The organism is Bradyrhizobium diversitatis, from assembly GCF_016031635.1.
In the GTDB taxonomy this organism is placed as follows: domain Bacteria; phylum Pseudomonadota; class Alphaproteobacteria; order Rhizobiales; family Xanthobacteraceae; genus Bradyrhizobium; species Bradyrhizobium diversitatis.
In genome coordinates, this window is sequence record NZ_JACEGD010000001.1 from 267,050 (window position 1) to 292,807 (window position 25,758).

Annotated in this window: 21 protein-coding genes and 1 pseudogene; 17 read left to right on the forward strand and 5 right to left on the reverse strand. The window is 65.3% G+C overall.

Features of this window, described 5'->3' with window-relative positions; genetic code table 11:
• The first annotated feature begins 2 nt into the window (after window positions 1-2).
• Genes H1B27_RS01185 through H1B27_RS01210 form a run of 6 tightly spaced genes read left to right on the forward strand, consistent with a single transcriptional unit; the run spans window position 3 to window position 6,074 of the window.
• Complete coding sequence (locus tag H1B27_RS01185) at window positions 3-830, forward strand: carbohydrate ABC transporter permease (protein WP_197964655.1); 828 nt, start codon at window positions 3-5, stop codon at window positions 828-830.
• 5 nt (window positions 831-835) lie between these two features.
• Window positions 836-1,840, forward strand: coding sequence for a zinc-dependent alcohol dehydrogenase family protein (locus tag H1B27_RS01190; protein ID WP_197964656.1), 1,005 nt, complete (start codon window positions 836-838; stop codon window positions 1,838-1,840).
• A gap of 6 nt (window positions 1,841-1,846) precedes the next feature.
• Entirely contained in the window at window positions 1,847-2,920 is a 1,074-nt protein-coding gene (locus H1B27_RS01195; protein ID WP_197964657.1) for an ABC transporter ATP-binding protein, read from the forward strand.
• An 8-nt stretch (window positions 2,921-2,928) separates the two neighbouring features.
• Window positions 2,929-3,876 (forward strand): sugar kinase, encoded by a 948-nt coding sequence (locus H1B27_RS01200; RefSeq protein ID WP_311976913.1) that lies wholly within the window; start codon window positions 2,929-2,931, stop codon window positions 3,874-3,876.
• The gene (locus H1B27_RS01205; protein ID WP_197964659.1) at window positions 3,873-4,910 is read left to right on the forward strand and encodes a tagatose 1,6-diphosphate aldolase; all 1,038 of its coding nucleotides are present in this window, start codon (window positions 3,873-3,875) and stop codon (window positions 4,908-4,910) included. Before H1B27_RS01200 ends, H1B27_RS01205 begins: the two co-directional genes overlap by 4 nt.
• A 39-nt stretch (window positions 4,911-4,949) precedes the next feature.
• Complete coding sequence (locus H1B27_RS01210) at window positions 4,950-6,074, forward strand: mandelate racemase/muconate lactonizing enzyme family protein (protein WP_197964660.1); 1,125 nt, start codon at window positions 4,950-4,952, stop codon at window positions 6,072-6,074.
• A 190-nt stretch (window positions 6,075-6,264) separates the two neighbouring features.
• Here the strand turns inward: H1B27_RS01210 and H1B27_RS01215 are convergent, their stop codons facing one another.
• Window positions 6,265-7,209 (reverse strand): LysR family transcriptional regulator, encoded by a 945-nt coding sequence (locus H1B27_RS01215; protein ID WP_246515056.1) that lies wholly within the window; start codon window positions 7,207-7,209, stop codon window positions 6,265-6,267.
• A 70-nt stretch (window positions 7,210-7,279) separates the two neighbouring features.
• Here H1B27_RS01215 and H1B27_RS01220 point away from each other — a divergent pair, with 70 nt between their 5' ends.
• The 7 genes from H1B27_RS01220 to H1B27_RS01250 all read left to right on the forward strand — a co-directional run bounded on the left by H1B27_RS01220 (window position 7,280) and on the right by H1B27_RS01250 (window position 16,048).
• Complete coding sequence (locus tag H1B27_RS01220; protein WP_197964661.1) at window positions 7,280-8,518, forward strand: NAD(P)/FAD-dependent oxidoreductase; 1,239 nt, start codon at window positions 7,280-7,282, stop codon at window positions 8,516-8,518.
• Window positions 8,515-10,137 (forward strand): hydantoinase/oxoprolinase family protein, encoded by a 1,623-nt coding sequence (locus H1B27_RS01225; protein ID WP_197964662.1) that lies wholly within the window; start codon window positions 8,515-8,517, stop codon window positions 10,135-10,137. Before H1B27_RS01220 ends, H1B27_RS01225 begins: the two co-directional genes overlap by 4 nt.
• On the forward strand, window positions 10,134-11,774 hold the full coding sequence (locus H1B27_RS01230; protein WP_197964663.1) for a hydantoinase B/oxoprolinase family protein: 1,641 nt from the start codon (window positions 10,134-10,136) through the stop codon (window positions 11,772-11,774). Before H1B27_RS01225 ends, H1B27_RS01230 begins: the two co-directional genes overlap by 4 nt.
• Window positions 11,771-12,757, forward strand: a complete 987-nt coding sequence (locus tag H1B27_RS01235; protein WP_197964664.1) for a Bug family tripartite tricarboxylate transporter substrate binding protein — start codon at window positions 11,771-11,773, stop codon at window positions 12,755-12,757. The genes H1B27_RS01230 and H1B27_RS01235 overlap by 4 nt, the downstream gene beginning before the upstream one ends.
• Before the next feature lie 443 nt (window positions 12,758-13,200).
• Window positions 13,201-13,635 carry a cupin domain-containing protein gene (locus H1B27_RS01240; RefSeq protein WP_061883542.1) on the forward strand — a complete coding sequence of 145 codons (435 nt, stop codon included), beginning with the start codon at window positions 13,201-13,203 and terminating at the stop codon, window positions 13,633-13,635.
• Between the two features lie 336 nt (window positions 13,636-13,971).
• A complete protein-coding gene (locus H1B27_RS01245; RefSeq protein WP_197964665.1) occupies window positions 13,972-14,841 on the forward strand; it encodes a LysR family transcriptional regulator in 870 nt (289 codons plus the stop codon).
• A 7-nt stretch (window positions 14,842-14,848) separates the two neighbouring features.
• The gene (locus H1B27_RS01250) at window positions 14,849-16,048 is read left to right on the forward strand and encodes an LLM class flavin-dependent oxidoreductase (RefSeq protein ID WP_246515058.1); all 1,200 of its coding nucleotides are present in this window, start codon (window positions 14,849-14,851) and stop codon (window positions 16,046-16,048) included.
• 237 nt (window positions 16,049-16,285) lie between these two features.
• Here the strand turns inward: H1B27_RS01250 and H1B27_RS01255 are convergent, their stop codons facing one another.
• The 3 genes from H1B27_RS01255 to H1B27_RS01265 form a co-directional block, all read right to left on the reverse strand.
• Window positions 16,286-17,560, reverse strand: coding sequence for a glycosyltransferase (locus H1B27_RS01255; protein WP_311976914.1), 1,275 nt, complete (start codon window positions 17,558-17,560; stop codon window positions 16,286-16,288).
• Between the two features lie 419 nt (window positions 17,561-17,979).
• Entirely contained in the window at window positions 17,980-19,239 is a 1,260-nt protein-coding gene (locus tag H1B27_RS01260) for an MFS transporter (protein WP_197964667.1), read from the reverse strand.
• A gap of 88 nt (window positions 19,240-19,327) precedes the next feature.
• On the reverse strand, window positions 19,328-20,680 hold the full coding sequence (locus H1B27_RS01265; RefSeq protein WP_197964668.1) for a glycosyltransferase: 1,353 nt from the start codon (window positions 20,678-20,680) through the stop codon (window positions 19,328-19,330).
• Between the two features lie 491 nt (window positions 20,681-21,171).
• Here H1B27_RS01265 and H1B27_RS01270 point away from each other — a divergent pair, with 491 nt between their 5' ends.
• The 3 genes and pseudogenes from H1B27_RS01270 to H1B27_RS01280 all read left to right on the forward strand — a co-directional run.
• Entirely contained in the window at window positions 21,172-21,597 is a 426-nt protein-coding gene (locus H1B27_RS01270; protein WP_197964669.1) for a DUF1127 domain-containing protein, read from the forward strand.
• A gap of 170 nt (window positions 21,598-21,767) precedes the next feature.
• The gene (locus H1B27_RS01275; protein WP_197964670.1) at window positions 21,768-23,006 is read left to right on the forward strand and encodes a cytochrome P450; all 1,239 of its coding nucleotides are present in this window, start codon (window positions 21,768-21,770) and stop codon (window positions 23,004-23,006) included.
• 266 nt (window positions 23,007-23,272) lie between these two features.
• Window positions 23,273-23,603: pseudogene (locus H1B27_RS01280) on the forward strand (BamA/TamA family outer membrane protein); the annotation flags it as partial.
• 160 nt (window positions 23,604-23,763) lie between these two features.
• Here the strand turns inward: H1B27_RS01280 and H1B27_RS01285 are convergent.
• Window positions 23,764-24,516: a LysR substrate-binding domain-containing protein gene (locus H1B27_RS01285; RefSeq protein ID WP_246515060.1), complete on the reverse strand. Its 753-nt coding sequence runs from the start codon at window positions 24,514-24,516 to the stop codon at window positions 23,764-23,766.
• A gap of 147 nt (window positions 24,517-24,663) precedes the next feature.
• On the opposite strand from H1B27_RS01285, the gene H1B27_RS01290 reads away from it, so the two are divergent.
• The gene (locus tag H1B27_RS01290) at window positions 24,664-25,743 is read left to right on the forward strand and encodes an ABC transporter ATP-binding protein (protein ID WP_197964671.1); all 1,080 of its coding nucleotides are present in this window, start codon (window positions 24,664-24,666) and stop codon (window positions 25,741-25,743) included.
• The last annotated feature ends 15 nt before the right edge of the window (window positions 25,744-25,758 follow it).

Sequence of the window (25,758 nt, forward strand, 5' to 3'; positions counted from 1 at the left end):
ACATGACCGATGCCGCCAACACCGACCGCTGGATCCGCCGGCTCAACCTGGTGCAGCTCGTGCTGGCCGGCGCGATCATCATGGCGCCGACGGTCTGGATGGTGCTGTCCTCGTTCAAGCCGTCCTTCGAGGTCACCGCCTATCCGCCGACGCTGGTCTTCACGCCGACATTGGAGAACTATGTCGAGCTGACGAGGACCACGCCGTTCCTCAGCTATGCGCTCAACAGCCTCATCGTCACCGTGGGCTCGACCGCGCTCGGACTGATGTTCGGCATTCCCGCCGCCTTCGCCGTCTCCTGGACGCGGATTTCCTGGCCCGCGATCCTGACGCTGGCGGCGCGCATGGCGCCGGGCACGCTGTTCCTGCTGCCATGGTACGTCATGTTCCGGCAGGTCGGCATGATCGGCTCCTACACCGCGTTGATCCTCAGCCACGCCGTGATCACGCTGCCGATCGTGATCTGGGTCCTGCTGCCGTCCTTCGATGGCATCCCGCGCAGCGTCTTTGAAGCGGCGCAGGTGGACGGATGCAGCGTCACGCGCATCCTCTGGCGCATCGCGCTGCCGCTGGTGGCGTCGGGCGTCGCGGTCTCGGCGATCCTCGCCTTCGTATTCTCGTGGAACTACTTCCTGTTTGCGCTGGTGCTTTCCAATGGCGACACCAAGACGCTGATCGCGGCGGCCTTCAACTTCATCGGCGAGGGTTCGACGCAGTGGGGTGCGCTCATGGCGGCGGCGACGTTGATCGCATTGCCGCCGCTGGTACTGGCGGCCCTGGTTCAGCGCTGGCTCGTGTCCGGACTGACGCTCGGCGCGGTGAAAGGCTAGGTCTCATGAATGTATTATCCCGTCCGAATTCGATCATGCAGGCCGCGGTCTTCCACGGCAACGATCGCATCACCATCGAACGCGTGCCGATGCCCGACGTCGGCAAGGGCGAGGTGCTGGTGCGCGTCTCGCGCACCGCGCTGTGTGGTTCGGACTTCAAGCTCTGGCACAAGGGTGCGGAGTTCACCGCGGGCCACGAGATCTTCGGCGTGGTCGAGCAGCCCGGTCATCGCCTGCATGGCCGGCGCTGCGCCGTCTATATCCCCTTGCACTGCGACCGCTGCGCCGCCTGTCGGCGCGGCGACACCCAGATGTGCCTGGAGGTCTCCAGCCTGATCGGCTGGAACAGGCCGGGCGGCTATGCCGAATACGTGCCGGTGCCTGAAAACTGCCTGCTCCCGGTCCCCGACGACATCGAGGACAGCCTCGCGCCGTTGCTGCTCGACACCATCGGCACTTCGGGCCATGCCGTGCGCTTCGTCAGCCGCGTGATGTCGCCGGCCGAGGCCGGACCGGTGCTCGTGATGGGGGCGGGGCCCGTCGGTCTCGGCGTCGTACTGGCGCTCCGCGCGCTCGGCTACGATGACGTCCATGTCGCCGACCCCAACGCCGCGCGCCTCGGGATCGCGCAATCCTTCGGCGCGAAGGCACACCCGGTCGGCGACACCTCCAAGCGCTTTGCCCTCATCATGGAATGCTCAGGCGCGCATGCGGCGCGCAATCTCGGCATCGAGCTTGTCCTGCCGCGCGGCGCCTTGGTGCTGGTCGGCGAAAACGCGGCGCCCTGGACCATCGAGGAAGGCAAGGTCTTCCGCCGCAAGGACTTCTACATGATCCGGACCTTCTATTTCCCGGTCTCGGATTTCGAGCCGAATGTCGAGCTGCTGCGCAAGTACAAGGACGAGTATCGCGTCCTCGTCGACGGCGAGTTCTGCCTCTCGACACTCCCTGAGAACTTCGCCCGCTTCGCCAAAGGCGAGCTGATCAAGCCCGTGCTGGCGCTGGACTGAGCGATCATGGCCTCGATCTCGATCCGCAACCTCACCAAACGTTACGGCAATTTCACCGTGATCCCCGATCTCAATCTGGAGATCGCTGACCACGAGTTCGTCGTGTTCGTCGGCCCGTCCGGCTGCGGCAAGTCGACCTTGCTGCGCATCATTGCGGGCCTCGAGCCGATCTCGTCGGGCGACCTCTATATCGGCGACAAGCGCGTCAACGGCGTGCAGGCCGCGCAGCGTGACATCGCGATGGTGTTCCAGGACTACGCCCTCTATCCGCATATGCACGTCTACGACAACATGTCGTTCGCGCTGGAGCTGCGGGGAGTGTCCAAGGCGGAAATTGATGCGCGCGTGAGGCGCGCCGCCGCGCTCTTGCACATCGAGCCTTATCTCGACCGCAAGCCGAAGGAGCTCTCAGGCGGCCAGCGCCAGCGCGTCGCCATGGGCCGCGCCATCGTGCGCAATCCCAAGGCGTTCCTGTTCGACGAGCCGCTCTCCAACCTCGACGCCAAGCTGCGCGGGCAGGTCCGCGCCGAGATCAAGGCGCTGTCGCAGGAGCTGAAGACCACCATGGTCTTCGTCACCCACGATCAGATCGAGGCCATGACCATGGCAGACCGGATCGTGGTGCTCCAGAGCGGCACGATCCAGCAATACGACACGCCCGAGACCGTCTACGAGCGGCCCGCAAACCAGTTCGTCGCCGGCTTCATCGGCTCGCCCGCGATGAATTTCTTCCCGGTTGAGTGGCGCCAGGAGCAGGCAGTTCTTTCGCAAGGCGGAACGGTGGTGGCGCTGGACGGCGAGACCGCAGGCCGCCTGAGCAAGGCCGGTAACGCCGTGCTCGGCATTCGCCCCGAACATTTCGCGGTCGCGACCGATGCCGCCGATGGCATCGCCATCGACGTCAAGCTGGTCGAGCCGCTCGGTTCGGACACGCTGATCCATTTCGATCTCGCCGGCGGTCCCGCCATTGCGCGGGTCGATCCGGCGCTGCGGCCGAAGGTCGGCGATCGCATCAACCTGCGCCCGCAGCCGGGCAAGACGCACCTGTTCGATGCCACCAATGGACGGGTTCTGCGGTGAGCGCGCCGGTGAACATCGGTGACCTCTCGGCGCTGGCGGACGTCGCGTCCAGCGAGAGGCCCGTGCACGTGATCTGTCTCGGGCTGTCCGCGCTCGACCAGGTCTGGCGGGTCGATCGGCCGTTCGCGGGTGGAAGCGAGAAAATCAGGGCGGTCGAGTACGGCACGCTTGGCGGCGGCATGGCTGCCAATGCTGCCGTCGCGGTGGCGAAGCTCGGCGCGTCTGTCGCGTTCTGGGGGCGGGCAGGGAACGATGCGGCCGGCCATGAGATGAAGTCGGCCTTCACCGCCGAAGGCGTCGACGTCGAGAACTTCCGGCTGTTTCCCGCTGGCCGTTCGTCGGTCTCCGGAATCATCGTCGACAGCTCCGGCGAGCGCCAGATCGTCAACTTCCGCGGCCTGTATCCGGAGGCAGCCGATTGGATTCCGCTCGAAATCGTCGCGCACGCCTCTGCCGTGCTGGCCGATCCGCGCTGGGTCGAGGGCGCGGCGGCGCTGTTCCGCGAAGCGCGTGCGCGCGGCATTCCGACCGTGCTCGACGGCGACATGGCCGACGCCGAGGTGTTCGAGCGGCTGCTGCCGCTGACTGATCACGCGATCTTCTCGGCGCCCGCGCTCACAGCCTTTGCCGGATCGGCCGATGATGAATCCCTCGCAACGCTGGCGCGCTTCGGATGCCGCGTCATCGCCGTCACGCGCGGCGAGGGCGGCGTGAGCTGGCACGAGAACGGCCAGCTGCATCGGCAGGTCGCCTATGCCGTCGACGTCGTCGATACCACGGGCGCCGGCGACGTCTTCCACGGCGCCTATGCGCTTGCGATCGGCGCCGGCATCGACGTGCGCGCCGCCATGGCGTTTTCGGCCGCCACGGCCGCCATGAAATGCCGCCATGCCGGCGGCCGCAATGGAATCCCCACCATCAATGAGTGTCTTGTATTCATGAGGACGAAGCCATGAGAGCGATTGGAAAGAACCGGGGCCTGGCACGGCTTGCTGACGCGGACGGCCACTTTCGCATGGTCGCGCTAGATCAGCGGCCGCCACTGTTCGATGCCATCGCGAAAGCCAAGGGCATCACGCGGGACCAGGTCGAGTTTTCGGACGTCACGGCGGCCAAGCGCCTCCTGGTCGAGAACCTCGCGCCGCATTGCAGCTCAATGCTGTTCGACCCGAACTTTGCCGTGCCGGCCGCGATTGACCTGCTGCCGCCGCGCTGCGGCCTCATCATGACGCTGGAAGAGCACCGCGTCGAGGAGACCGCGGGTGGCCGCAAGTCGCGCGCGATCACCAATTGGAGCGTGGAGAAGATCCGCGCCATGGGCGGCGACGCCGTCAAGGTGCTGGCCTGGTACCGGCCCGACGCCGATGCCGCCGTCAACGAGCACCAGAAGAAGTTCGTGCGCGAGATCGGCGAGGACTGCGCCCGCCACGACATTCCCTATGTGCTCGAATTGCTGGTCTATCCGTTCCTCGGCAGCGCCAATCACACCGCCGATTACGTGGAATCGCCGGGCAAGCTGCCGGGCCTCGTCATCGACAGCGTGCGCGAGTTCGCGAAGCCCGAATACGGCGTCGATCTCCTCAAGCTGGAGAGCCCGCTTGCGGCGGGCAGCCTGCCTGCACGTGACGGCAGCGCCGAGGCGAAGGCCGCGCAGAAGGAGTTCGATGCGATCGGCGATATCTGCCGCGCGCGCAACATTCCCTGGGTGCTGCTCTCGGGCGGCGCCGCGCCGGAGAAATTCGAGCGCGTGCTCGACTATTCCTATGCCGCAGGCGCAAGCGGCTTCCTGGCCGGTCGGACCATCTGGCTCGATGCCGTCCTCAAGAACTTCCCGGACCGGGCGGCAGTCTCGGCGAGCCTGAGCAAGGATGGTCTCCACGTGCTCGAACGGCTCAACGAGCTGACCACGACCAAGGGCACGCCCTGGAAGCCCCGCTTTCCGGTCTTTACCGATATCAAGCTGGAAGGTGACTTCGCACGCGCCTACTAGGATGATAGCGGTCCGGCGTGGTCTTGCAGGAATTGCAACATGACTGACAGCTTCACCATCCGTTCGATCGAAGCGTTCTGCTATCGCTATCCGCTGGCAATGCCGGTGGTGACCTCCTTCGGCAAGATGCTCGACCGTCCCGCCGTCTTCGTTCGCGCAGTCGACGAAGACGGCGTCGAGGGATGGGGTGAAGCCTGGTGCAACTTTCCAGCGCCAGGCGCGGAGCATCGCGCCCGGCTCATCAACGAGGTGCTTGCGCCCGCGCTCATCGGGCGCAAATTCGATGGTCCCACTCAGGCGTTCGAGACCCTGACCAAGGCCATCGAGGTTCTGGTGATTCAATGCGGCGAGCCCGGTCCGTTTGCGCAGGCGATTTCGGGCATCGATCTTGCGCTGTGGGATATCTGCGCACGGCGTCGGCGGGTGCCGCTATGGCGGCTGCTCGGCGGACAGTCCGGCAAGATCAAGGTCTACGCCAGCGGCATCAATCCCGCCGGCGCGGCGCAGACGGCGGAAGCCGCGCTCGAGCGCGGCCATTGCGCGCTGAAGCTGAAGGTCGGGTTCGGCGCCGAAACCGATATTGCCAATTTGGCCGCGCTGCGTGGGATCCTCGGCGCGGGCATGCTTGCCGCCGATGCAAATCAGGGCTGGTCAGTCAGGCAGGCGATCGAGATGCTGCCGCGGCTTGCCCAGTTCGATCTACGCTGGCTGGAGGAGCCGATTCGGGCCGATCGCCCGCGCGCGGAATGGCGCAGGCTGCGCGCCGCAGCGAAGATGCCGATTGCCGCCGGCGAAAACATTTCGAGCGTCGAGGGCTTCAAGGAGGTTCTTGCCGACGACGTGCTCGGTGTGGTTCAGCCCGATATTGCGAAATGGGGCGGGCTGAGCGTGTGCAGTCCACTGGCCCGCGACATTCTGAAGGCGGGCAAGACGTTCTGTCCGCACTATCTCGGCGGAGGCCTGGGCTTGCTTGCGTCCGCGCATCTCCTCGCCGGCATCGGCGGGCATGGCTGGCTGGAGGTTGATGTCAACGACAACCCGTTGCGCGATCTCTATTGCGGCCCGGTTCTTGACGTGAGGGAGGGCACGGTTGAATTGGATCAAGAGCCGGGGCTCGGAATAGCGCCCGAGCTCTCACGTATCGAGCGGTATCGCAGCATCTAAGCCGGCGACCGTTCGTCATCATTGGCGTCTGCTGCCGGCACTTCCGGAAGGTGCCAGACGCGCATGGCCTGTCGGATCGTCAGGGGAAAAGTGGTTCGGCGACACGGCGGCCTGATTATGCGCTCGTCAGACGTGGGACTTCCATGGCCACGGCCGGGAGCCGTGCGCTCGCACGTTCGGGTGCACGGATTCACCCACCGCTGCGTGCCGCGCGTTGGCGCAGCAGCTTCGCGAACGCCTCCGCCGGCGGCGAGAGCACCAGCCCGCGTCGTTGATATATATAGTAGCGGCGGCGGATTTCCGGAGCGCGCAGCTTGATGAAACGCACGTCGAAATTCGGCGCGAACAGCCGTCCGTAGTCGGGAACGGCCGCCAGGCCGGTGCCGACGCCCACCAACGCCAAAGCGGTGGTCAGATATTTGACCTCGACGGCGGTCTGCATGGAGAGCGAGCTATCGTGCGCATGCAGCAGGCTCTCCAGGTGCCGGTTGAACTCACTGGAATAGATGACCCAGCGCTCGTCGCGCAGTTTCTTCCATGAGACGGCGCGTTGCTGCGCCAGCGGGTGCTGCGCTGAGCAGACCACTCGGATCGGCACATCCATCAGGAATGTGCTGGTGACGTCCTCGCCGGTGGCGCGCTCTGGGCCAACGCCCAGTTCCGCCTCGCCCCGGCGCACCGTGCTCACCACCTCGTCCGCCATCGCGTCGGTCACGCGCAGGCCGACATCCGGATGGGCTTGCTCGAACTCGCCCAGCACTGCGGCCACCCATGTGCATGCCAGCATCTGCGGCGCCACCACGCGCAACAGGCCGGTGCGAAGGGAGCGAAGGTCCGAAGCGCCCTCTGCGATCTGTTGCACGTCATCCAGGATGCGGCGCGCCAGGGGGAGCAATTGCTGGCCGGCCGCCGTCAAGAACACGACCGCGCCGCGGTCGAACAGTTTCAGCCCGAGGGTCTCCTCGAGTTGCTGAACCAGCATGCTGACTGCCGACTGCGTCAGGTTGATCTGTCGCGCCGCCGCCGTGAAGCTGCCCGCTCGAGCGACCGCGGCAAAGGCGCGCATCTGGCGCAGGCTGAGAGTGGAGAGAATGGCGGGCCGCATCACATATCCTCGCTCGAACGGATCCATCATCAGGAAACCTGATGATCATATTAAAAGAATTGGCTTGTGTGATGGGGGAATTATTTTTCAGAATTCCCGCATGCACATTGTCGTCATAGGAACGGGAATCGTCGGCGCTTGCACTGCTGCGTGGCTGCAGCGCGACGGCCACGCGGTGACCTTCGTCGACCCGCTGGACGCGGGCGAGGCCTGCTCCTTCGGCAATGCCGGCTCGCTCTCGCCCAGCGCCTGCCTGCCGGTCGGCATGCCAGGCATGTGGAAGAAGGTCCCGCGCTGGCTGCTGGACCCATTGGGACCGCTGACGGTGCGTTGGGCCTATGCCCCGCTCGTGGCGCCATGGCTGCTGCGGCTGCTGCGTCATTCATCACGCGAAGAGGTGACACGCATCGCCACCGCGTTACGTTCGCTGCTGGCGCCTATCTTCGACTGCTATGATCCGCTGCTCGTCCATGCCGATGCCCGGGAGTTGGTGCGGCGTAGCGGTTGCCTGTACGTCTTTTCCTCTCGCGAGACAGCGGCGCAGTGGGCCTGGGGCATGAATCTGCGGCGATCGCTGGGCGTGTGGATGCAGGACGTGGAGCAGGACGAGCTGGAAAGTCTCGAGCCGGACCTCAAGGGACGTTTTCGGTTCGGCATTCTGGCGCCCGATAACGGCTCCACGTCCGATCCATCTGCCCTCGTCAAGGCGATCTACAATCGCTGCATCGGCGACGGCGCGCGTCACGTCCGCGACCGCGTCCGTGGTTTCGAGCGGCAGGGCCGGCGCGTCACGGCAGTGCTGTTGGAGCAGGGCGAGCCGCTGGCGGCGGACGGCGTGGTGGTGGCAGCCGGGGCCTGGTCGGGCGCATTGGCGACACAGCTCGACAGCCCGGTGATGCTGGAGACGCAGCGCGGTTACCACGTCACCGTGCAGAGCTCGAATCTGGCTCTGCGCCACACCGTGATGGCGGTGGAGCACAATCTGATGGTCAACCCGATGGCCATGGGTCTGCGGCTGGCCGGTACGGTGGAATTCGCCGGCTTGAAAGCGCCACCCAACATGGCGCGTGCCGATGCCCTGCTTCGTCAGGGACAGCAGTTATTCCCGCACCTGGACACATCGTCCTTCACGCGCTGGATGGGTCATCGTCCCTGTCTTCCCGACAGTCTTCCCGTGGTCGGTCCGGTCCGCGCGGCCGACAACGCCTGGCTCGCCTTCGGCCATGGCCATATGGGCATGTGCATGGGCGCGGCGACCGGCCGCGAGATTGCGCATCTGGTGGCCGGACGACCGACGCAGGTGGACCTGACGCCGTTTTCGCCGGAGCGCTTCCGTTGAACGCGTCCTGGTCACTCGCCGTGGACATGGGTGGCACCTTCATCGATGCGGTGGCCTTGCGGAGCGACGGGCACGTTGCGTCGCTCAAACATCCGCGCGCCGGACGCCGGCTGGCGGAGCCGGTCGTCGAGGCACTCGATCAGTTGTGCGCGCAGGCGGGCATCGGGGCAGACGACGTCGGCCGCGTCGTGCACGGCTCCACCGTCATCACCAATCTGCTGCTGGAGCTGAACGAACCTCCGGTGGCCCTTGTCCTGACGCGCGGCATGCGCGACGTACCGGTCCTGGCGCGCCAGGATCGCAAGGAACTGTATGAGCCGGTGATCATGCCGGCCGTGCCCGAAGCAAAGCTGTTTCCGGAGCCGCTGCGTTTCGAGATCGGCGGGCGCATCGATGCCGAGGGGCGCGAGGTGGAGCCGCTCGACCTGTCGGCCGTGGACGCCATTGCGGATGCAGTGAGCGACGCCGGCGTGCGCGCGCTGGCGGTCGGTCTGTTGTTCTCGCACCGCAATCCGACCCATGAGCGCGCGCTGCGTGCGGCGCTGCATGCGCGCCTTCCGAGCTTGCACATTTCACTGTCCAGCGAAGTCGATCCGCAACCGCGGGAATTCGAACGCTGGCTGACTACGGCGCTGGACGCCTATGCCAAACCGCTGGCAGCGAGTTACCTGCACGCGCTGGCCGACGCATTGAAGGTACGTGGCTTGCCGCCGCTGCGCCTGATGCGATCGGCCGGCGGCACTGCGCCCTGGCATGATCTCGCCGAGCAGCCGATCGGCCTTGCCATGTCCGGTCCCTGCGCGGCGCTGCAGGGCGTGGCCGCCGGCCTCGCAGCCTCCGATCCCGCGATCGTTCTGGATATCGGAGGCACCAGCGCCGACATCAGCATTCTGCTCGACGGCAGGCCAACCTTTACCGATGCGCTGGAATGCGGCGGCTTGCCGATCCGTCAGCGCTGCGCGGATATCGCCTCCATCGGCATCGGGGGTGGCAGCGTGGTGTCGGTGCTGCCGGGTGGCGCGCTTCGCCTGGGGCCGCGCTCGCAAGGAGCCTGGCCAGGACCGGCCGCCTTTGGTCTCGGCGGTGACTTGCCGACGCTGAGCGATGCACTGTGCGTCCTGGACCGCTTGCCGCCCCGGCTGGCCGGCGGGATCGTGCTGGACCGCGCCGCCGCGGAGGCCGCGCTTGGCGGCGTGGCCGGCGCGCTCGGCTTGTCGGTGCTTCGAACCGCTGAAGCCGTCGTGGGCGCGGCCGCCGCCGGGATGGCGGAGGCGCTCAAGACCCACGCCTTTCAGCGCAAGCTGGATCCGGCGGATGCGGTGCTCGTCGCCATCGGCGGCGGCGGCGCGCAGCATGCGGCCGAGATTGCCGAACTGGCCGGTATGCGCTGCGTGCTGGTGATGCCGCACGCCGGCGTGATGGCGGCGCTGGGCATGCTCTACAGTCCGGACGAGGGCGACGTCAGCCTGGCGGCGAGCGAAAGCCCGTGGGATTCGCTGCCGCCGCAAGGCGAGGGGCCGCATTCTCTGTTCGCGCCGATGACAACCGTCTTTGTGCCGGCGGGCTGGTCGTGGCGGGTGACGCCGGACCAGGCGCTGGCGCTGGAGGCGAAGGCATGATGCCGCGCGCGCACGACGTCCCGCCTGATCCGGTCATCGCCCTGCGCATGGAGCCGCTGCGTCTGGCGCTGCAAGGCACGGCCGACCGCATGCAGCATGGCATGATGCGCGCCGCCGTGTCGTCCATCGCCCGCGAGAGCGGCGACTGTGCCGCGGCGCTGTTCCTGCCGGACGGACGCTTGCTCGCCCAGGCGCGCTCGCTGCCGTTGTTGCTGGGCTCGCTGATTCCGGCCGTTGCCGGTGTGCTCGCACGCTTTCCGCTCGCAACGATGTCCGAGGGCGACGCCTATCTGCTCAACGACCCCTGGTCCGGCGGCACGCATCTGCCGGACCTGGCTCTGGTCCATCCGGTCTTCCACGATGGCGAGGTGATCGCCTTCGCCGCCGCCAATTTGCACCATCAGGATGTCGGGGGCATGGCCGCCGGCTCCATTCCGCCTGATGCAACCGAAGTGTACCAGGAAGGCCTGCGCCTGCCGCCGGTGCGCTGGCGCAGCGCCGAAGGCGTGCAGCCCGATATCGACGCCATCCTGGCCGCCAACTCCCGCACGCCTGACAACCTGCGCGGCGACCTGGAAGCGCAGTGGACCGCGCTGACGCAAGGCGCGCGCGAACTGAAGCAGATCGCGCGTCACACCGGACCTCGTTTTGCCGACGTCTGCGATGCCCTGATTGCGCAGACCGAATGCATGACCCGCGCCGCCCTTGCGGCCGCGCCCGACGGCGAATGGACCTGGCGTGATCAACTCGACGGCGACGGCATCGACACCGCCCCGGTTTCCATCGCGGTGAGCTTGCGCAAGCAGGGTGACACACTGGTCATCGACTTCGAGGGGACCGCGCCGCAGGTGAGGGGGCCGCTCAATGCATCGCCGGCGGCGATGCTGTCGGCGGCTCTGTTCTTCATGCGGACGCTGGCACCGGATGCACCCAATAACGCCGGTTGCCTTGCGCCACTGACGCTGAAGCTGCCACCCCCCGGCAGCCTGGTCAATCCGGCGCTGCCGGCGGCGGTCAATGCGCGCACGGCGACCGTGAAGCTGGCGTGCAACGCGATTCTCGGAGCCTGGTCACAGTCGGCAGGCGGGATGGGCGTGGCGCCGCACGCCGGGGTAGCCACCGTCCTCGCGCTCAGCGGCACGCGGGCGGACGGGCGGCGCTGGATGTTCACCGAGATCATTGCCAGCGGCGCCGGCGCCAGCGTCCACGCGCCCGGCCGCGCCGGTGTCTCCACCGACGTCGGCAATGCGCGCAATACCCCCGTGGAGGTGATCGAGACCGAAGCGCCGCTGAGGGTGGAATGCTACGAGATCCGCCGCGGCAGCGGCGGCGGCGGTCTGCAATGTGGCGGCGACGGCGTGCGGCGCGCCTATCGGCTGCTCGAAGGCCAGGGGTGGATCGCCTATCGCGGCGAGCGCCATGTCGGCCGTGCGCGCGGTGCTCGAGGCGGCGGGGCCGGCGCAACGTCGATGGCCCGGGTCTTGCGTGTGGACGGAGCGATCGAGCTCTTGCCTGCGCGCGCCCGCATCGCGTGGTCCGCCGGCGACCTGCTGATCATTGAAACCGCTGGCGGCGGCGGCTGGGGTCGTCTCGCTCCAATTGAATCCGCCAATCCACCCGCAAGGAGTTGCCCATGATCCGTTTCCCGATGTCGCGCTGTGCGACGCTGGCGTTGGCCAGCTTCGCGATGCTCATGCCTGCACTGGCCAATGCGCAATCAACCTACCCGAACAAGCCGATCCACATCGTGGTGCCGTTCGCGCCTGGCGGCAGCACCGACGTGCTGGCGCGGCGTGTGGGAGAAAAACTCGCCGCGGCGTGGGGACAGCCGGTGGTGGTCGACAACCGCCCCGGCGCCGGCGGCGCCCTGGGCGCCGACTTCGTGGCCAAATCCGCACCCGACGGCTACAACCTGTTGGCGGGGGTGACCGGCAGCAACGCCATCGCGCAGGCGCTGTATCCGAAGTTGCCCTATAACGTGATCAACGACTTCGCACCCGTGTCGATGATGGTGAACTCGCCGCTGGTGCTGGCCGTCAATCCCGACGTCAAGGCGAACACGCCGGCCGAGTTTCTCGCCCTGGCCAAGTCGAAACCGGGCGAGCTGAGTTACGGCTCGGCCGGCAACGGCACGTCGATGCATCTCACCGGCGAGATGTACAAGCAGGCGACCGATGTTTCGATGGTGCACGTTCCCTATCGCGGAAGCGCGGCCATGCTCACCGATCTCATGGGCGGTCAAATCCAGGTCACGTTCGGCGACGTCCTGGTGCTGATGCCGCAGATCCAGGCCGGAAAGATTCGCGCGCTGGCCGTCACCTCGAAAATCAGGCACCCCCTGCTGCCGGACGTGCCGACGCTGGATGAATCGGGACTGAAGGGTTTCGAGGCGCTGTCATGGCAAGGCCTGTTTGCGCCGGTCGGCACGCCGCCCGAGGTGGTCGAGAAGCTGAGCGCGGAAGTGAACAAGGCCATGCAGTCTCCCGACATCAAGGATTACTTTGCGGCGCAGGGCTTCATCGTCCAGGGCTCGACCCCTGAGGCCTTCAGGGCCTTTGTCGCGAGCGAGGTGCAGAAGTGGACGCCGATCGTGAAGAATTCGGGTGCCCAGGTGAATTGAGCTGGCGCCGCCGGCGCGGTGCCAATTGGAATTCGCCCGCGGCAAAGGACTTTCGACCTTGTCCCTTCGCTTGCTGAGGTCGGTGCAATGGGTCGTCCGGTGGCATCAGCCTGCGGGGCGCACCATTGCCTCGCGGGAATGCCGTCGGGCAAGGAGAACGGAGGGTCGCTCGGCTCACTCGCGAATAGCAATCCGCAATGCACCGCAGCTTTAGACTGAGGGTCGGACGCCCGACGACTGATGGCCGGCACGGTCCTACCCCTCCGCCGCGAGGGGCGCGTGGTGCCGTGGATCTGGCACGTGCGGTTCTGAGATTGCGACATCATCCCAATGCGGGCGATTGGCGATTGTCTTGGCCGGTCTGTCCAGAGGCTTGGGCTATGCGCGATGCTCCGGAGCGACGAAGTATGAACCGACGCCCACTCGAGCCTCGGAGACCGACAATGGAAGCTGGCATCGCAACCACATTCGAGCAGACTGATTTCGCGGGGATCAGCACCAGGATCATCAATTCCAGCACAAGCCCGTTCACGATTCTGGACATGACGATCAAGCCAGGCTTCGGCGCACCGGCTCATATTTCCGCATCCGAGGATAAGCTGTTCGTCGTTCTCGAGGGAACGCTGAAATATCTCATCGGCGACCAGACCGAGGTCGTGGAGCCCGGGGCACGCGTGCAGGTTCCGAAAGGCATGATTCATGGGTTCACGAATGTCGGCTCCCGTGATGCGCGCCACATCTTGATCTCGACACCGCGAAAGCACGAGGAATTCTTTCGCGATCTCCGCGACATCCCCGAACCACGGGAGCAGAATATGAATCTCCTGCCCGGTATCGCCCAACGGCACGATCAAATGATCGTCGGACCCTTGCCATAGCGTGCGCGCCTTGCGGCACCCGGGTTCTGAAGGGCCATGTCGACCCGCAAATCGAGCGAGGAGACGGGTCGAAGGAGGTCCCCGATCCCCGGATGTCTCATCCCTGACCGTGACCAACCCATCTTCCTGCGGGCGTTCGTAAAAACGAGGATGTGAAGAAGGGGACAGCGCCCGATATCGTACTATCGCGCGATAGATGCGGACTCTCAAACACTCCCGATCCCGCCCATCCATACTTGGGGATGGTCGCCGGAGCGCTCATCGCTGGCTTCCGGAGGCGGCACGCCATTTCGCCCGTGATCCTATCAAGGATCACGGCTCGCTGAGGGCGCGCTGATGGATCTCAACGCGCTCAAGACATTCATTGAAGTTGTTCGCGCGGGCAGCTTCTCCGGAGCCGCACGCCGGACAGGGATGCCGCGGTCTTCCGTGAGCCTGCGCATTCGCAATCTCGAGAGCTCGCTGGGCGTTCGCCTCTTCAAACGGTCGACACGCGCCTTCGCTCTGACCGCCGAAGGGCAGGATCTGTATCAGCGATCGGAGGGCGCCCTGGCGTCCCTGGCCGATACACTCGCCGATCTGAAGCAGGTCGGACCATCTCATGCAGGCGAGATCCGCATGACGCTGCCTGCGGACTTTCCAGCAAAGATCGTTGCCCCGGCTATCTCGGAATTCTGCGCGGCATATCCGAAGGTGCGGGTCAATGTGGTTCCGACCAACGCGGTGCTCGACCTCGTCTCCGAGAATGTCGATGTCGCACTGCGGATCGGTGCCGCCAATCCCCAGGACGCCGTCGTGCGGGGGGCGCTCGACATGGAACTGGGCTTTTATGCGAGCGCCGATTATATGCGCCGTCACGGTGCTCCGGCGAGCATCGCCAGGGCAACGCGGCTGATCGGTCCACAGCAGCCGGAACTGCGCCGCCTTTTCGAACAGTGCCTCGATGGCGGGGTCCTGCCTCAGTTCCACGTTACGGTCGACAGTTTCACGTTCATCCGCGAACTGGTGCTGCTCGGTCAGGGCATCGGCCTCCTGCCCGGGTCGCTATGCAGAACGGCGTTGGCGTCCGGCGCTCTCGTGAAGGCCTTCCCCGTTTCGGCTTCGGTCAGACTCCAACTCACCTATCCCTCGCGCGCCGACATCTCCTCGAAGGTGAAGGTGTTCGCAGAGATACTTGCCCGTCATCTGAAAGCGGCCGTCGCCTGAGCGCCGATTGGCGATCTTGCTGGCCGTTCTGTCCAGAAGCGCAGGCTATGCGCTGCGCGTCTTTACGACAGAATATCGGCTGAGCACCCGGGCCCTGGAGATCGCGGCCAGTGAAGGCGTCGTCACGACGCCGCTTCATTGGCAGCCCCATGGCCGAAGGATCGGGCCGGACAACACAAAGGGATTCATGATGGACAGATCGCTTCCGATCTCGATGCTCGATTTTTCTCCGAAGTACAATGGCGACGGTACGCGTCAAGCTCTGGCCCGCACTGTCGAGCGAGCGCAGCATGCGGAGGCGTTGGGCTATCGACGCTTCTGGTTCACCGAGCATCACAACGTGCCGCGGCTGACCAATGCGGCGCCACCTATCGTGCTTGCTCATGTTGCGAGCCGTACGCGATCGATCCGCGTCGGCTCTGGCGGCGCAATGTTGCCCAACCATTCGCCCCTTCTGATTGCCGAACAATTCGGAACATTGGCGGCGCTACATCCCGGCCGGATCGATCTCGGAATCGGACGCGCAACGGGCGGACCAGGGTCGGACGCTGACACGCTCCGGATGCTACGCAAGGCGCCCGATGCGCGCATGCGTTTTGACGCTGACCTCGACGAATTGTTGGCGCTCCTGCGCGAGCCGCAATCGGGCGATAGTCCACATGCACCTGGGCGCGGCCTCGATGTACCCGTCTGGTTGCTGGGGTCTTCAACGGCCTCGGCGACAATGGCGGGCAAGCTCGGCTTGCCGTTCTCCTACGGGACCCATATCGCGCCCGATGATCTGATTCCTGCCATGCAGGCGTATCGCACGCATTTCCGGCCGGGCGCCACAATGCGATCTCCGCATGCGATGGTGTCGGCCTTTATCATCGCGGCAGACACGGATGCAGAAGCGGAGGAAATGATGGCTGGCGTCCGGCCGATCCTGGTGCAATGGTTTCGCAAGAAGCTGCCGGCATCGGCGACGGACGCGATTGCGGCGCCCGTCGCAGCCATGCCCGACCGCTTATCCTACGCCATCGTTGGCGGACCGGAAACGGTGCGTTCCGGTATCCAGGCGATGATCAGGAGAACGCAGGCAGACGAACTCATGATCATCACGTTCATCCAGGACACCGCCGCGGCCCATCGCTCCTATCAGATCGTCGCCAGTGTCTGCCAGGATATCGATAGAGGAGCGGCTGACGAACCCATTCAGCCGGGGTAATCGCCAGAATGTAGGTCTCATTTCGCATCTGCCGCCCGCGCCGGATCGTCGAAAACGCAGCCAATCTCCCCGGCATTGGTCGTCAGCGGCCGTCGGTCCCGCTTCAAAATGCGCGCAAGGTCGGGAGGCGCTTTCGTTTGGCGATGCCCGCGCGCTCTTGCGAACGCTCGGAGCATTTCGTGGCGTCGGTCAGCGGCACCGGGCCGATCATGGGCGGGCGGCCGCATCGAGGGTTCGTCAGGCGCGACGAGACGCCGTCGTTGCAGCTGACGGCCGTCTCATTCGGCGGCCGGCGGCGGCGATGGTCTCCATCTCGTCGACGAGGCAGGACCGATCGATATCGACCTTGATGGCCTCGCCGAGGAAGCGAGCCGTCGTCGCGAATTGCGGCTCGGTGATCAGCCGGTCCACTGCCGCGGCGATCTCCATCTGCGAGGCCGTTGGAGGCAATCGAAGCCCGGCGCCCTTGGCCTCGACCCGCGCCGCGTTCGCAGCCTGATCCCGTCCCATCGGAAGAACGAGCTGCGGCAAGCCGTTGAGGAGCGAACGGGTGACGGTTCCGTGGCCGCCTTGCGACACCACGGCAGAAACGTCTTTCATGATCAGGTCATGGGGAGCGCCGCTGATCAATCGGACATTCTGTGGAGCCCGCAGATCTGTAACCTTCAGATTGGGGCCAGTGGTCGTGATGGCATCGATCTCGAGCATGCCCATCGCGTTGACGACGCGTTGAAACAGATCGCGCTGGCCTTGAGCGCCGGTGCTGCAAGCGATCAAGACGCGGCGGCGCCCCGATCGCATGGACGATGCTGGCCAGGTGGCGGCCTGCCGCGAATTGGGTTGCGTGGCCTTGGACCAGTTCGGCACGTCGAGCAGCGGCCCGACATACCGAAAATTGTACGGCAGAGCATCAGCCTGAAAGTCGAACGCCCGACTGGTTGCGAGCAGAAGCCGGTCGGCCCGATCGAACAGGTGCATGACATCCGCGAGCGGGGCGAGTCCCAGATCGACGCGGGCCCGGTTGAGAAGAGGGAGAAACGAATTCAGCATCTGGGATACGGCGGCATTGGCCACGTCGACTTCGGCACGCTCTTGCGGAGTTTTCGGTTGACCCAACCCGCTCGTGGCCGGCGGCATTCCCGGCAGGGTGCGCAGGCTGACATGGGGGGATAATAGAGCGAGGGGCACATCCGATGCCTCCGCTCCGAGCGCGGCGCCGAACAATACGTCCAAGCTGAGAACCGCATCCGTCGGCCCGCGGCGAATTTCGTCCCGGATATCGGCCGCATAGGCTGAGCAGGGGTCGAATACGACGCGGCGTATCCATTGCGACATGTCCGAGAGATCTGTCGGATCGGCGGCCTTGCCCGTCGGGGCGCGGCGCCATGTCACGAATTCGAAGTCGGCGCTCTCCACTTCGGCACGCATTGCCGGATCCGCCATCACCCGGACATGATGACCATTCCGGCGCAGTTTCCGTCCCGCAGTCAGGAGAGGAGAGAGGTTTCCCAATGTGCCCCAAGATGCCAGCAGAAAATGGTATAACATTCCAGAAGCCTCATCAGGTCGCGAAACTCACTGACGCAATCGTTCCTTTCGCGACCGGAGCAGGCGATGGGACAATTGCGTGATCGCGGGTGTAGCCGCGCCGGCCGCGCCAACGATGGGGCAATGCTGCTACCGAATGATGTCTAGTCGAGACAAAATGGTTACCTCTGTAAGAATGGCACGCGCGATCATGTGCAGCGTTCCCGGCGGCCATCGCCTCGGCGATCGCTGTCACAGCTTCGTGCGAATTAATTGATCCGCATGGCTGCTCCTGTAGGGGAAACCAGGGCATTGAGCGCGCCGAAGCCAGATGTTTTTCACGCAAGCGCAAGCGGCTTGTCACGAGCCGCCGCCTTTAGGCATGATCAGCGGCCGCCAGATGATCAGCTTGCGGTCGATTTCGGCATCGAGCCGGCGCGCATCAGCCGCTCGATCGTCTGAGATTGCAGACGACGGTCGGCGGGACGCGCGACCAGGAAATACAGGACGAGCGCGAGGAGCGCGGACGCAGCCATGACGACCGTCGTCGAGAGCGCCGTCCGGCCGTCGAAGCAAGCCGCCACCAGTCCGCTCGATATGGCACCGGCGATTAGCTGGATGCTTCCGGCAGCAGCGCTGACGGCGCCGGCGATGTCGGGAAAGTGCTGCATCGTCGCGCTCACCACGTTCGGCGCGCTGAGTCCGAAGCCGAGCGCCACCGCCATGAGGAGCGCGGCGACAGGCACCGTGGGCATCCAGCCGGTCAATGTCATCGCGAGCAGGACGACGCTGGCCGCCGCCGACAGCGTCAGCCCGGTGGCGAGCATGCATGCCGAAGATATCCCGCGCCGGCCGAGCTGTCCGTCGAGGAAGGCGCCGCCCATCACGGAAGCCGAGCAGGCGCTGAAGATCAGGCCGAATTGCTCGGGCGAGAGCCCGACGGCCCCGACGAAGAAGAGCGAGGCGCCGGTGACGTAGGCAAACACCATCGCGCCGCCTGCTGCACCGACCAGGATGTAGGGAAGCGAAACCGGATGCGTCAGGACGCGGCGATAGCTGTCAATCACGGCCGTGGGCACCAGGCGGGCGGATGGAGCGATGGTCGCACTTTCGGCGAAACGAAATATCACGACCAACAGCAGCGCGAGACCCATCGCGGCCTGGGTCGCATAGATCGATTGCCAGCCGGCAGCGGCCAGCAGGGCAGCCCCCGCGGTGGGCGCGATCACGGTGGCAACGTTGACTGCGACCATGACGTTGGCGATCCTGCCTCGTGCCGCGGTACCGTCGAAGAGGTCGCGTATGATGGCAAAGGTGGTGGCGGTTGCGGCGGCGCCGATACCTTGAATGAAACGGCACACCAGCAGAGCCGGCAGCGAGGAAGCAAGCGCGCAGCCGAAACTGGCGGCGACGAACAGCGCGAGGCCGAATGCCAGGATCGGCTTGCGGCCAAGGCGGTCGGAGGCGGGTCCATAGATCAGCGGCGCTGTTGCGAGGCTGAGCATGAAGGCACTCGTCGTCAACCCGACGTCCGACGCGCTCACGCCAAATGTGGAGCCGGTGGCCGCCAGTGCGGGCAGATTGATGTCGATACCGGAATATGGCACGGCCGCCAGCAGCCCGAGCAGCACCATGAAGGCGAAGGATTCAGGATTGATGCGCATGAACGAACATCCGATGGCTTCCGACGGACATTGATGGAACGACGGAGGACGGTCGCACCGCCCTCCATGGCTCAGTTTGGCAATCGGATCATCCGCGCCGCCCGGCGCGCCGACCCCGACTTGGCATGGTCGCGCGGAGGCGCGACAGCTTGGCTTCGTCGGCAACGAGTTCGCCGATGATCCGGAGAATCTTCTTCCGTGTATCGATCCCTGCGAACTCGTCCGCGATCTGTAACGCGCGCAATCGATAGCGCGACTGGTCGAGCACCGTCCGCACCGCCTCGCGCAAGGCTTCTGGCGTCGGCTCATTGGTCGCGAGGTCGATGCCGACGCCGGACCACGCGACCCGTGCGTTGACGTCGGCCTTGTCTTCGGTCAGTCCCGCGGTAACCAGGGGGATGCCGAAGCTCATGGCCTGGTTGACGCTGCCATAGCCGCCGTTGGTGACGAGCACGTCGACCTTCGGCAGCAGCCATTCGAACGGCAAATAGCTGGCGACGCGGGCGTTCGACGGCACCTTGCCGGGAATGGCGTCGACTGGACGGCCGCCTGCCGTCGCGATCACCAGGATGTCGGGCTCGTTGGCGAGCGCCGCCAGCGTCGGGGCGACCAGCAGATTGAGGTTGTGATTGGCCACCGTGCCCTGCGTCACGAGCACGACCTTGTGCGAGCCGTCGAGGTCCTCGGCCCAGGGCGGCGGCGAGACCTGGTTGGCAATGATCGGAGGCGTGCCGACGAAATTCACCGAAGACGGCATGTCGCGCGGAAATTCGAAACTCGGCACCGACAGTTGCAGATAAGAATCTGCGAGAGCGACCACGGAATGGAATAGCGGCATCGCTACCGGACCGACCCCGAGGCCCTTCAAGGCGCGGTTCAGGCGCAGCAATACCGGCTGATCGACCGTCGCGTCATAGTCCCGCGTCAGGGCCGCATATCGATCGCGGTCCTCGTCGGTCCTTGCCGGCGGCAAGCCGAGAAAATTGGGTGCGCCGTCCTCGCGCGCCCAATGCAGGATCGAGGTGCCGCAGAGCGCGACGGGAGGCCGATGCGATCGCGGTCCGAGCAGGATCGGCAGGATGCCGAAAAACATGTCGTCAGCGACAATGATGTCCGCCGGAAATTGCCGCAACGCCTCCAGCAGCCCCTGGTGCTGGGCCGGAATGGCGTCGACGAAGATGCGCTCGCAAACAACACGAAGCCACTCCAGCCCCGGGGGAATGATCTTGAGCTCGGGGACCAACGAGAAGACGTCGTTCGGATCGAAGTCCGCGCCCTCGGGAAGAGGAAAGAACCTGATGCCGTTGGCTTCGACGCGGGCACGAAAGGCGGTACCTGTCACAAGGGCAATCTCGTGGCCTTCGGCAGCCAGGATCTGCGTGATCGCCAGCAGTGGATTGAGATGGCCCGTCGCAGGCGTCGAAGCGATAAGAATCTTCATGGGAGATGACCTCTTGATGGATCGGTGCACGGTCGCAACAGGGCGGCCGAGCGATTGCGCAGAGCGAGTTGACGGGATCGCCGTTACACCAATGCTTCCGCCGGCCATCGAATGGTTACAGCGGAAACGCAACGTGGCGTGACCAAGGCTGGCGTCGCCGCGTCTTCCGGCACCGTAGATCCGTGCTGAACGCGGCCGGCGGATTGCAACCGTAGCCTTTTTGCCGATGACGGTGATCTCGGTGTAACGGCCGGCCTGCACATAGGCTCCCACGAACAATGCGTGGGAGATCTACGATGAAGTCGCATTCTCGCAGTATGGTCCGGTTTGCCCGCCCGGTTGACGGGGAGCTCGATGGTCAAGATTTGGCCGCATGGCCCGATGACCGCGGTACGGCCGGTCTCGGTGCTGGCCGTAACGGGAGGCAGGACCTCGCGGACACTGGTTCGCATCCGGCGCCGGCTGGAGCCGCGCCGGACCGGGACGTCGGCATGTTGTGGTCGGTGATCTTTTCCTTCATGGAAGGGTTTGCGCTCTACGGTGCGGCGTTGCATCCGGCCGCGGCCATGCCGGCTCACACGATACTGGTGGCACGAAAAGACTGGCTGACGGACCGGGAGACCGGTGAACCGGCAGAGCCGATGCGCAGCGGCGGTCGCGATGGCGCCGAGCGCAACGGCAGCGCCGTCAAATGCGGCGGCGTGCCGCCGCGCGCGGCGCAACCCGCGCGACGTTGGAATTGGCTGCGTTCGGCCGGTGAGATGCTGACTGTCTTGCGATTGCATTTTCGCCGAGAGCGGGAGATCAGAAGGGCTGTTGCTGCTCTGATGGAACTCGACGACCGCACGTTGCGCGATCTTGGAATCCACGGCCGTTCGGAGATCGAGTGGGCGGTGCGGGGCTTCCATGATTGCTGAGGCGGGCGATCTTGCCATCGCCGGACCGAGCGTGGGCCGCGCCGCGCTGACAGGCAGGCGACCGCGCGGCCGCCCGTTACGATTGCAACGAATTTCGACTGTCCGGCAATCGAGACGTAACGCGCCAGGCCTAGGGAGGAGAAATCGCAGTCAAGGACAAGAGAATCCCAATGGCAGAAGTTGTCGGCGCCGACGATCGGGCAGCTCTCGCCGCTGTTGAGGACCTGCCGGTTCTCAGTGCGGCAGACCTCGACGCGGATCCTCACGGAATGTTCCGCAAGTATCGTGCCGCCTATCCCTTTGTCAGGCATGAGACGGGAGGTTACCTCGTGCTCCGCCATGCCGACATTGAGCGGCTCGGCAGTGATGTCCGTATAGCCGCATCCGAAACCGCCCACCCGGAATTGTTCGGTGTCACGGAGGGAGCGCTGTTTGATCTCTTCGCGCACGGAATGCTCACCGCGAACGGTGCCGTTCACCGCCGCCGGCGCTCACCGTTCTCCAGAAGCTTTGCGGCCCGTATGATAGCCGATCTGCGGCCGCACATACGACGCTCCTCGGAGCAGCTGATTGAGAGCTGGTATGCCGATGGTCAGGTCGAATTCGTCGGTCGGTTCGCAGCTCAGCTTCCCGCCCAGGTCATTGGCGATCTTCTCGGCCTGCCGCGAGCCGATATCCCTTCCTTTACAGAACTCGTCTACGCGGTGACTCGATTCCTCAGCGCCAGCATATTGCCGGACGAAATCCCCGAATCGGAGGTGGCCTGCCAACAGTTGCGCGCCTACGTGGAGAAGACGATCGAAGACCGGCGACGCGCCCCTCGGGATGATTTCCTCTCGGATTTCCTTGGGAAGGCCGACGCAGCAGGTGAGTTGTCACCTCTCGAGATCATATTCCAGATCGTGCAGTTGATCGTCGGCGGCACCGACACGACTCGCGTCGCCATCGTCATGCAATTGGCGCTTCTGCTCCAGCACCGGGAACAATGGGAGGCGGTATGCCGCGATCCCTCGTTGATTCCGGGCGCGGTTGCGGAGGCGATGCGATTCGAGCCGAGCGTAGCATCGTTCATCAGGGTAACGGCCGAAGACATCGAGGTTGGCGGCGCTGTGCTCCCGGCCCGGCAACTCGTCATCTTGTCGACCATGTCCGCCGCGCGTGACGAAGGGGCTTATGAACGGCCCGACGTATTCGACATCCGTCGAATCGACCAACCACGGTTGCTGCCCGCCTTCGGGGCCGGTGCCCATCGTTGTATCGGTGAAGCGCTGGCGCGGATCGAACTCGAGGAGAGCCTGGCGGCGCTCGCGGCCCGCATTCCTCAGCTCAGATTGGATGAAGCGCCGGCGATCAAGGGGCACAGCGGCATCCGTCGCCTCGACACCATGCGAATATCCTGGCGGCCGTGACACCGGACGAGGCCACGCACGGCGAACGGCCTGCCTCCCGGAAGCACGGGAATCCAAAACCAGTGCTGAGAGCTCTCTGATGCGGCGCGACAGATGAGGGCGGTCGGCCCGCGCTCGTCCACGCCGTGGAGGGCAGGGGCAAGTCAAGTGATGAATGTCTACAGGAGTAAGGGCCTGGCACCGCCCGCCCTTGCTTCCGCTTCTACCTCAAGAACGGCTTCGCCGACGTCTAGGTCGTCGCGCTCACTGAATACGATCTCGATGAAAAGGGCTTTCGCGCATCGATGGAGTTGCAGATGCCGTTCTGGTTCCTGCCCAAGGAAGTCGGCCTGAAGGGCGCGGTCTACGCCGATGCCGGATCGCTCTGGGGCTACCAGGGGCCGACCTCATGGTCGGCCACGGGCGAAGTCAACACCAAGGCCTGCCCAACCTGCGGACTGCAATACGACGACGGCAATCTTGCGGTCGTCCGTCGGCGTCGGCCTGATCTGGGCCTCGCCGTTCGGGCCACTGCGCTTCGACTACGCCGTGCCGCTGACGAAGGGCAAATACGACACGGTTCAGGAGTTCAGGTTTGGGGGTGGCACTTCGTTCTAGTTGGACGCTGTGGCCTTGCCGTGTGGGGCGCCGGATGATCGCGATCGGCGGCGCCGGAGCACCGGCAGGCGCTCCTCGCGCGGCCTCATACCGCGCTGGCGGCCCCTAGTTCATCATCGCGGGCGCTGGACGAGCGGCAATACGATCCGCGCGAATCGTATCAATAGCACGCAGCCATCGCACCAAGCTTCGGATAAAGCCGATCGATCGCGGTGATCTCGCTTTTCATCTGCGCGGTGATCCAGTCGCGGATCTCGGCGGCGATCGGGCGCATCGGCCGGTTGCGCGGCGGCAAGAATTCGCAGATGCGGCGCGTGGTGGTGAGCGTGTCGGAGGCCGGCACCAGCGCGCCGGTGAGCAGCCAATGCGAGGTGACCGTCAGCCAGCCGAGCGCAATGCCCTGGCCAAGCAGCGCAGCCTGCACCACGACGGCATAGTCGGTGAAGCTCAGCGCTTTGGCCGCGCCGCGGCGCCCGGTGAGCAGCGAGGCGTAATCCGCGGCCCAGTCGCCCGGCGTCTCGGCGAGACGAATGATGGTGTTGCCCTCCGTTGGATCGGTCTCGCCGAGATAGCCGGGGCTGCACATGGGCAGCATGACTTCCTTCATCACCAAGGTGCCGCCGGATGACGGCTCGTCGCGATCGCGGAAGCGCATGCCGAGATCGACGTTCTCCACCGGTCCGCGTAGCGCACCAGAGATGAGCTGGAAGCGCAGATCGACTTGCGGAAACTGCTTCTGCAGCTTGTCGATGCGCGGCATCAGCCAGTGGGTGGTGAAGGCGGAAGAGACCGACAGCGTCACCGTCTCGGTGCCCTTGCGGCGCCGCTCGATCTCGACGAGCCCGCTCTCGATGCATGTTATGAGGCCCGTAATAATTTGGCAATTGCCGGGTTTTGCCAAGTCTGTTGTCATTGGTGTCACAGCCTAAAGACAGGGGCTTGCGAGAGAAGGTTAGGTGCACTGCACGCTTCAGCCGTGAGTGCTCAGAATCCCTGTCTATAAAGCAGGCTTATGGCGCGCAGTGAGGCACGCCATTGCAGGGATGGGTGAGGTCGGTCGTTGGACAAGCGAGCGGAAAGCGTCGAGATCAGGTCCGCGAGCAAGGCGTATGGCGCCGTTCGCGCCCTGGACGACGTGTCCCTCGATGTCGGCGCCGGCGAGTTCGTCTCGCTGCTCGGTCCCTCAGGTTCCGGCAAGACCACGCTGCTCGGCATTCTCGGCGGCTTCATCCTGCCATCGTCGGGCTCGATCCATTTCGGCGGCCGCGACGTCACCTATATGCCGCCGCACAAGCGCGACATCGGGGTCGTGTTCCAGAACTACGCGCTGTTCCCGCATATGAGCGTCGGCGAGAACGTCGCCTTTCCGTTGCGCGCGCGGCGGCTGCCCAAGGCGACCTGGCCGGAGAAGGTGCGTGCGTCGCTCGCGATGGTGGGGCTCGCCGGCTATGAGGAGCGCGGCATCGCGCAGCTCTCGGGCGGCCAGCGCCAGCGCGTGGCCCTGGCCCGCGCGATAATCTTCGAGCCGCGCCTGATTCTGATGGACGAGCCACTCTCGGCGCTCGACAAGCAGCTGCGCGAATCCATGCAGATCGAACTGCGGGCGCTGCACAAGCGCATCGGTGCCACCATCATCTACGTCACGCATGACCAGCGCGAGGCGCTGACCATGAGCGACCGCGTCGCCGTGATGAAGGACGGCCGGCTGATCCAGATCGACACACCCGAGCGGCTGCACGACCATCCCGCCGATTCCTTCGTGGCCAGCTTCATCGGCGAGGCGACCATGCTCCCGGTCCGCCGCGTCGACGCCTCCAGCGTCGCACTCGGCAATGTGCTGCTGCGCAGTGCGCGCGCCCTTCCCGATGGCGACGCCCTGATGCTGGCGGTGCACAGCGAAAAGCTGCTGATCGACGACGGCGCGCAGGATCCCGCCTGCAACCGGCTGACCGGGACGGTCACCGACATCGTCTATCAGGGCGAGAGCCTGCGCATCTTCCTGGCGCTGGAAGGCGGCATCGAGCTCAGCCTGCGCCAGCCGGCCTATCACCAGGCCTACAGCCGGATTCCGCCGCTCGGCGGCGGCCTCACCGTCACCCTCCACCCCGAAGACACCATCGTGGTGCCCCGGGTGGACTGAACCCACGTCCGTTCA

Excerpts from the sequence above, each read along its gene's own strand:
- H1B27_RS01260 (WP_197964667.1), bottom strand. The coding sequence starts at position 19,239 with ATGCGCATCAATCCTGAATCCTTCGCCTTCATGGTGCTGCTCGGGCTG.
- H1B27_RS01240 (WP_061883542.1), top strand. The coding sequence starts at position 13,201 with ATGGAAGCTGGCATCGCAACCACATTCGAGCAGACTGATTTCGCGGGG.
- H1B27_RS01230 (WP_197964663.1), top strand. The coding sequence starts at position 10,134 with ATGATGCCGCGCGCGCACGACGTCCCGCCTGATCCGGTCATCGCCCTG.
- H1B27_RS01245 (WP_197964665.1), top strand. The coding sequence starts at position 13,972 with ATGGATCTCAACGCGCTCAAGACATTCATTGAAGTTGTTCGCGCGGGC.
- H1B27_RS01285 (WP_246515060.1), bottom strand. The coding sequence starts at position 24,516 with ATGACAACAGACTTGGCAAAACCCGGCAATTGCCAAATTATTACGGGC.
- H1B27_RS01190 (WP_197964656.1), top strand. The coding sequence starts at position 836 with ATGAATGTATTATCCCGTCCGAATTCGATCATGCAGGCCGCGGTCTTC.
- H1B27_RS01215 (WP_246515056.1), bottom strand. The coding sequence starts at position 7,209 with ATGATGGATCCGTTCGAGCGAGGATATGTGATGCGGCCCGCCATTCTC.
- H1B27_RS01270 (WP_197964669.1), top strand. The coding sequence starts at position 21,172 with ATGTTGTGGTCGGTGATCTTTTCCTTCATGGAAGGGTTTGCGCTCTAC.
- H1B27_RS01235 (WP_197964664.1), top strand. The coding sequence starts at position 11,771 with ATGATCCGTTTCCCGATGTCGCGCTGTGCGACGCTGGCGTTGGCCAGC.
- H1B27_RS01275 (WP_197964670.1), top strand. The coding sequence starts at position 21,768 with ATGGCAGAAGTTGTCGGCGCCGACGATCGGGCAGCTCTCGCCGCTGTT.
- H1B27_RS01195 (WP_197964657.1), top strand. The coding sequence starts at position 1,847 with ATGGCCTCGATCTCGATCCGCAACCTCACCAAACGTTACGGCAATTTC.
- H1B27_RS01210 (WP_197964660.1), top strand. The coding sequence starts at position 4,950 with ATGACTGACAGCTTCACCATCCGTTCGATCGAAGCGTTCTGCTATCGC.
- H1B27_RS01185 (WP_197964655.1), top strand. The coding sequence starts at position 3 with ATGACCGATGCCGCCAACACCGACCGCTGGATCCGCCGGCTCAACCTG.
- H1B27_RS01205 (WP_197964659.1), top strand. The coding sequence starts at position 3,873 with ATGAGAGCGATTGGAAAGAACCGGGGCCTGGCACGGCTTGCTGACGCG.
- H1B27_RS01265 (WP_197964668.1), bottom strand. The coding sequence starts at position 20,680 with ATGAAGATTCTTATCGCTTCGACGCCTGCGACGGGCCATCTCAATCCA.
- H1B27_RS01220 (WP_197964661.1), top strand. The coding sequence starts at position 7,280 with ATGCACATTGTCGTCATAGGAACGGGAATCGTCGGCGCTTGCACTGCT.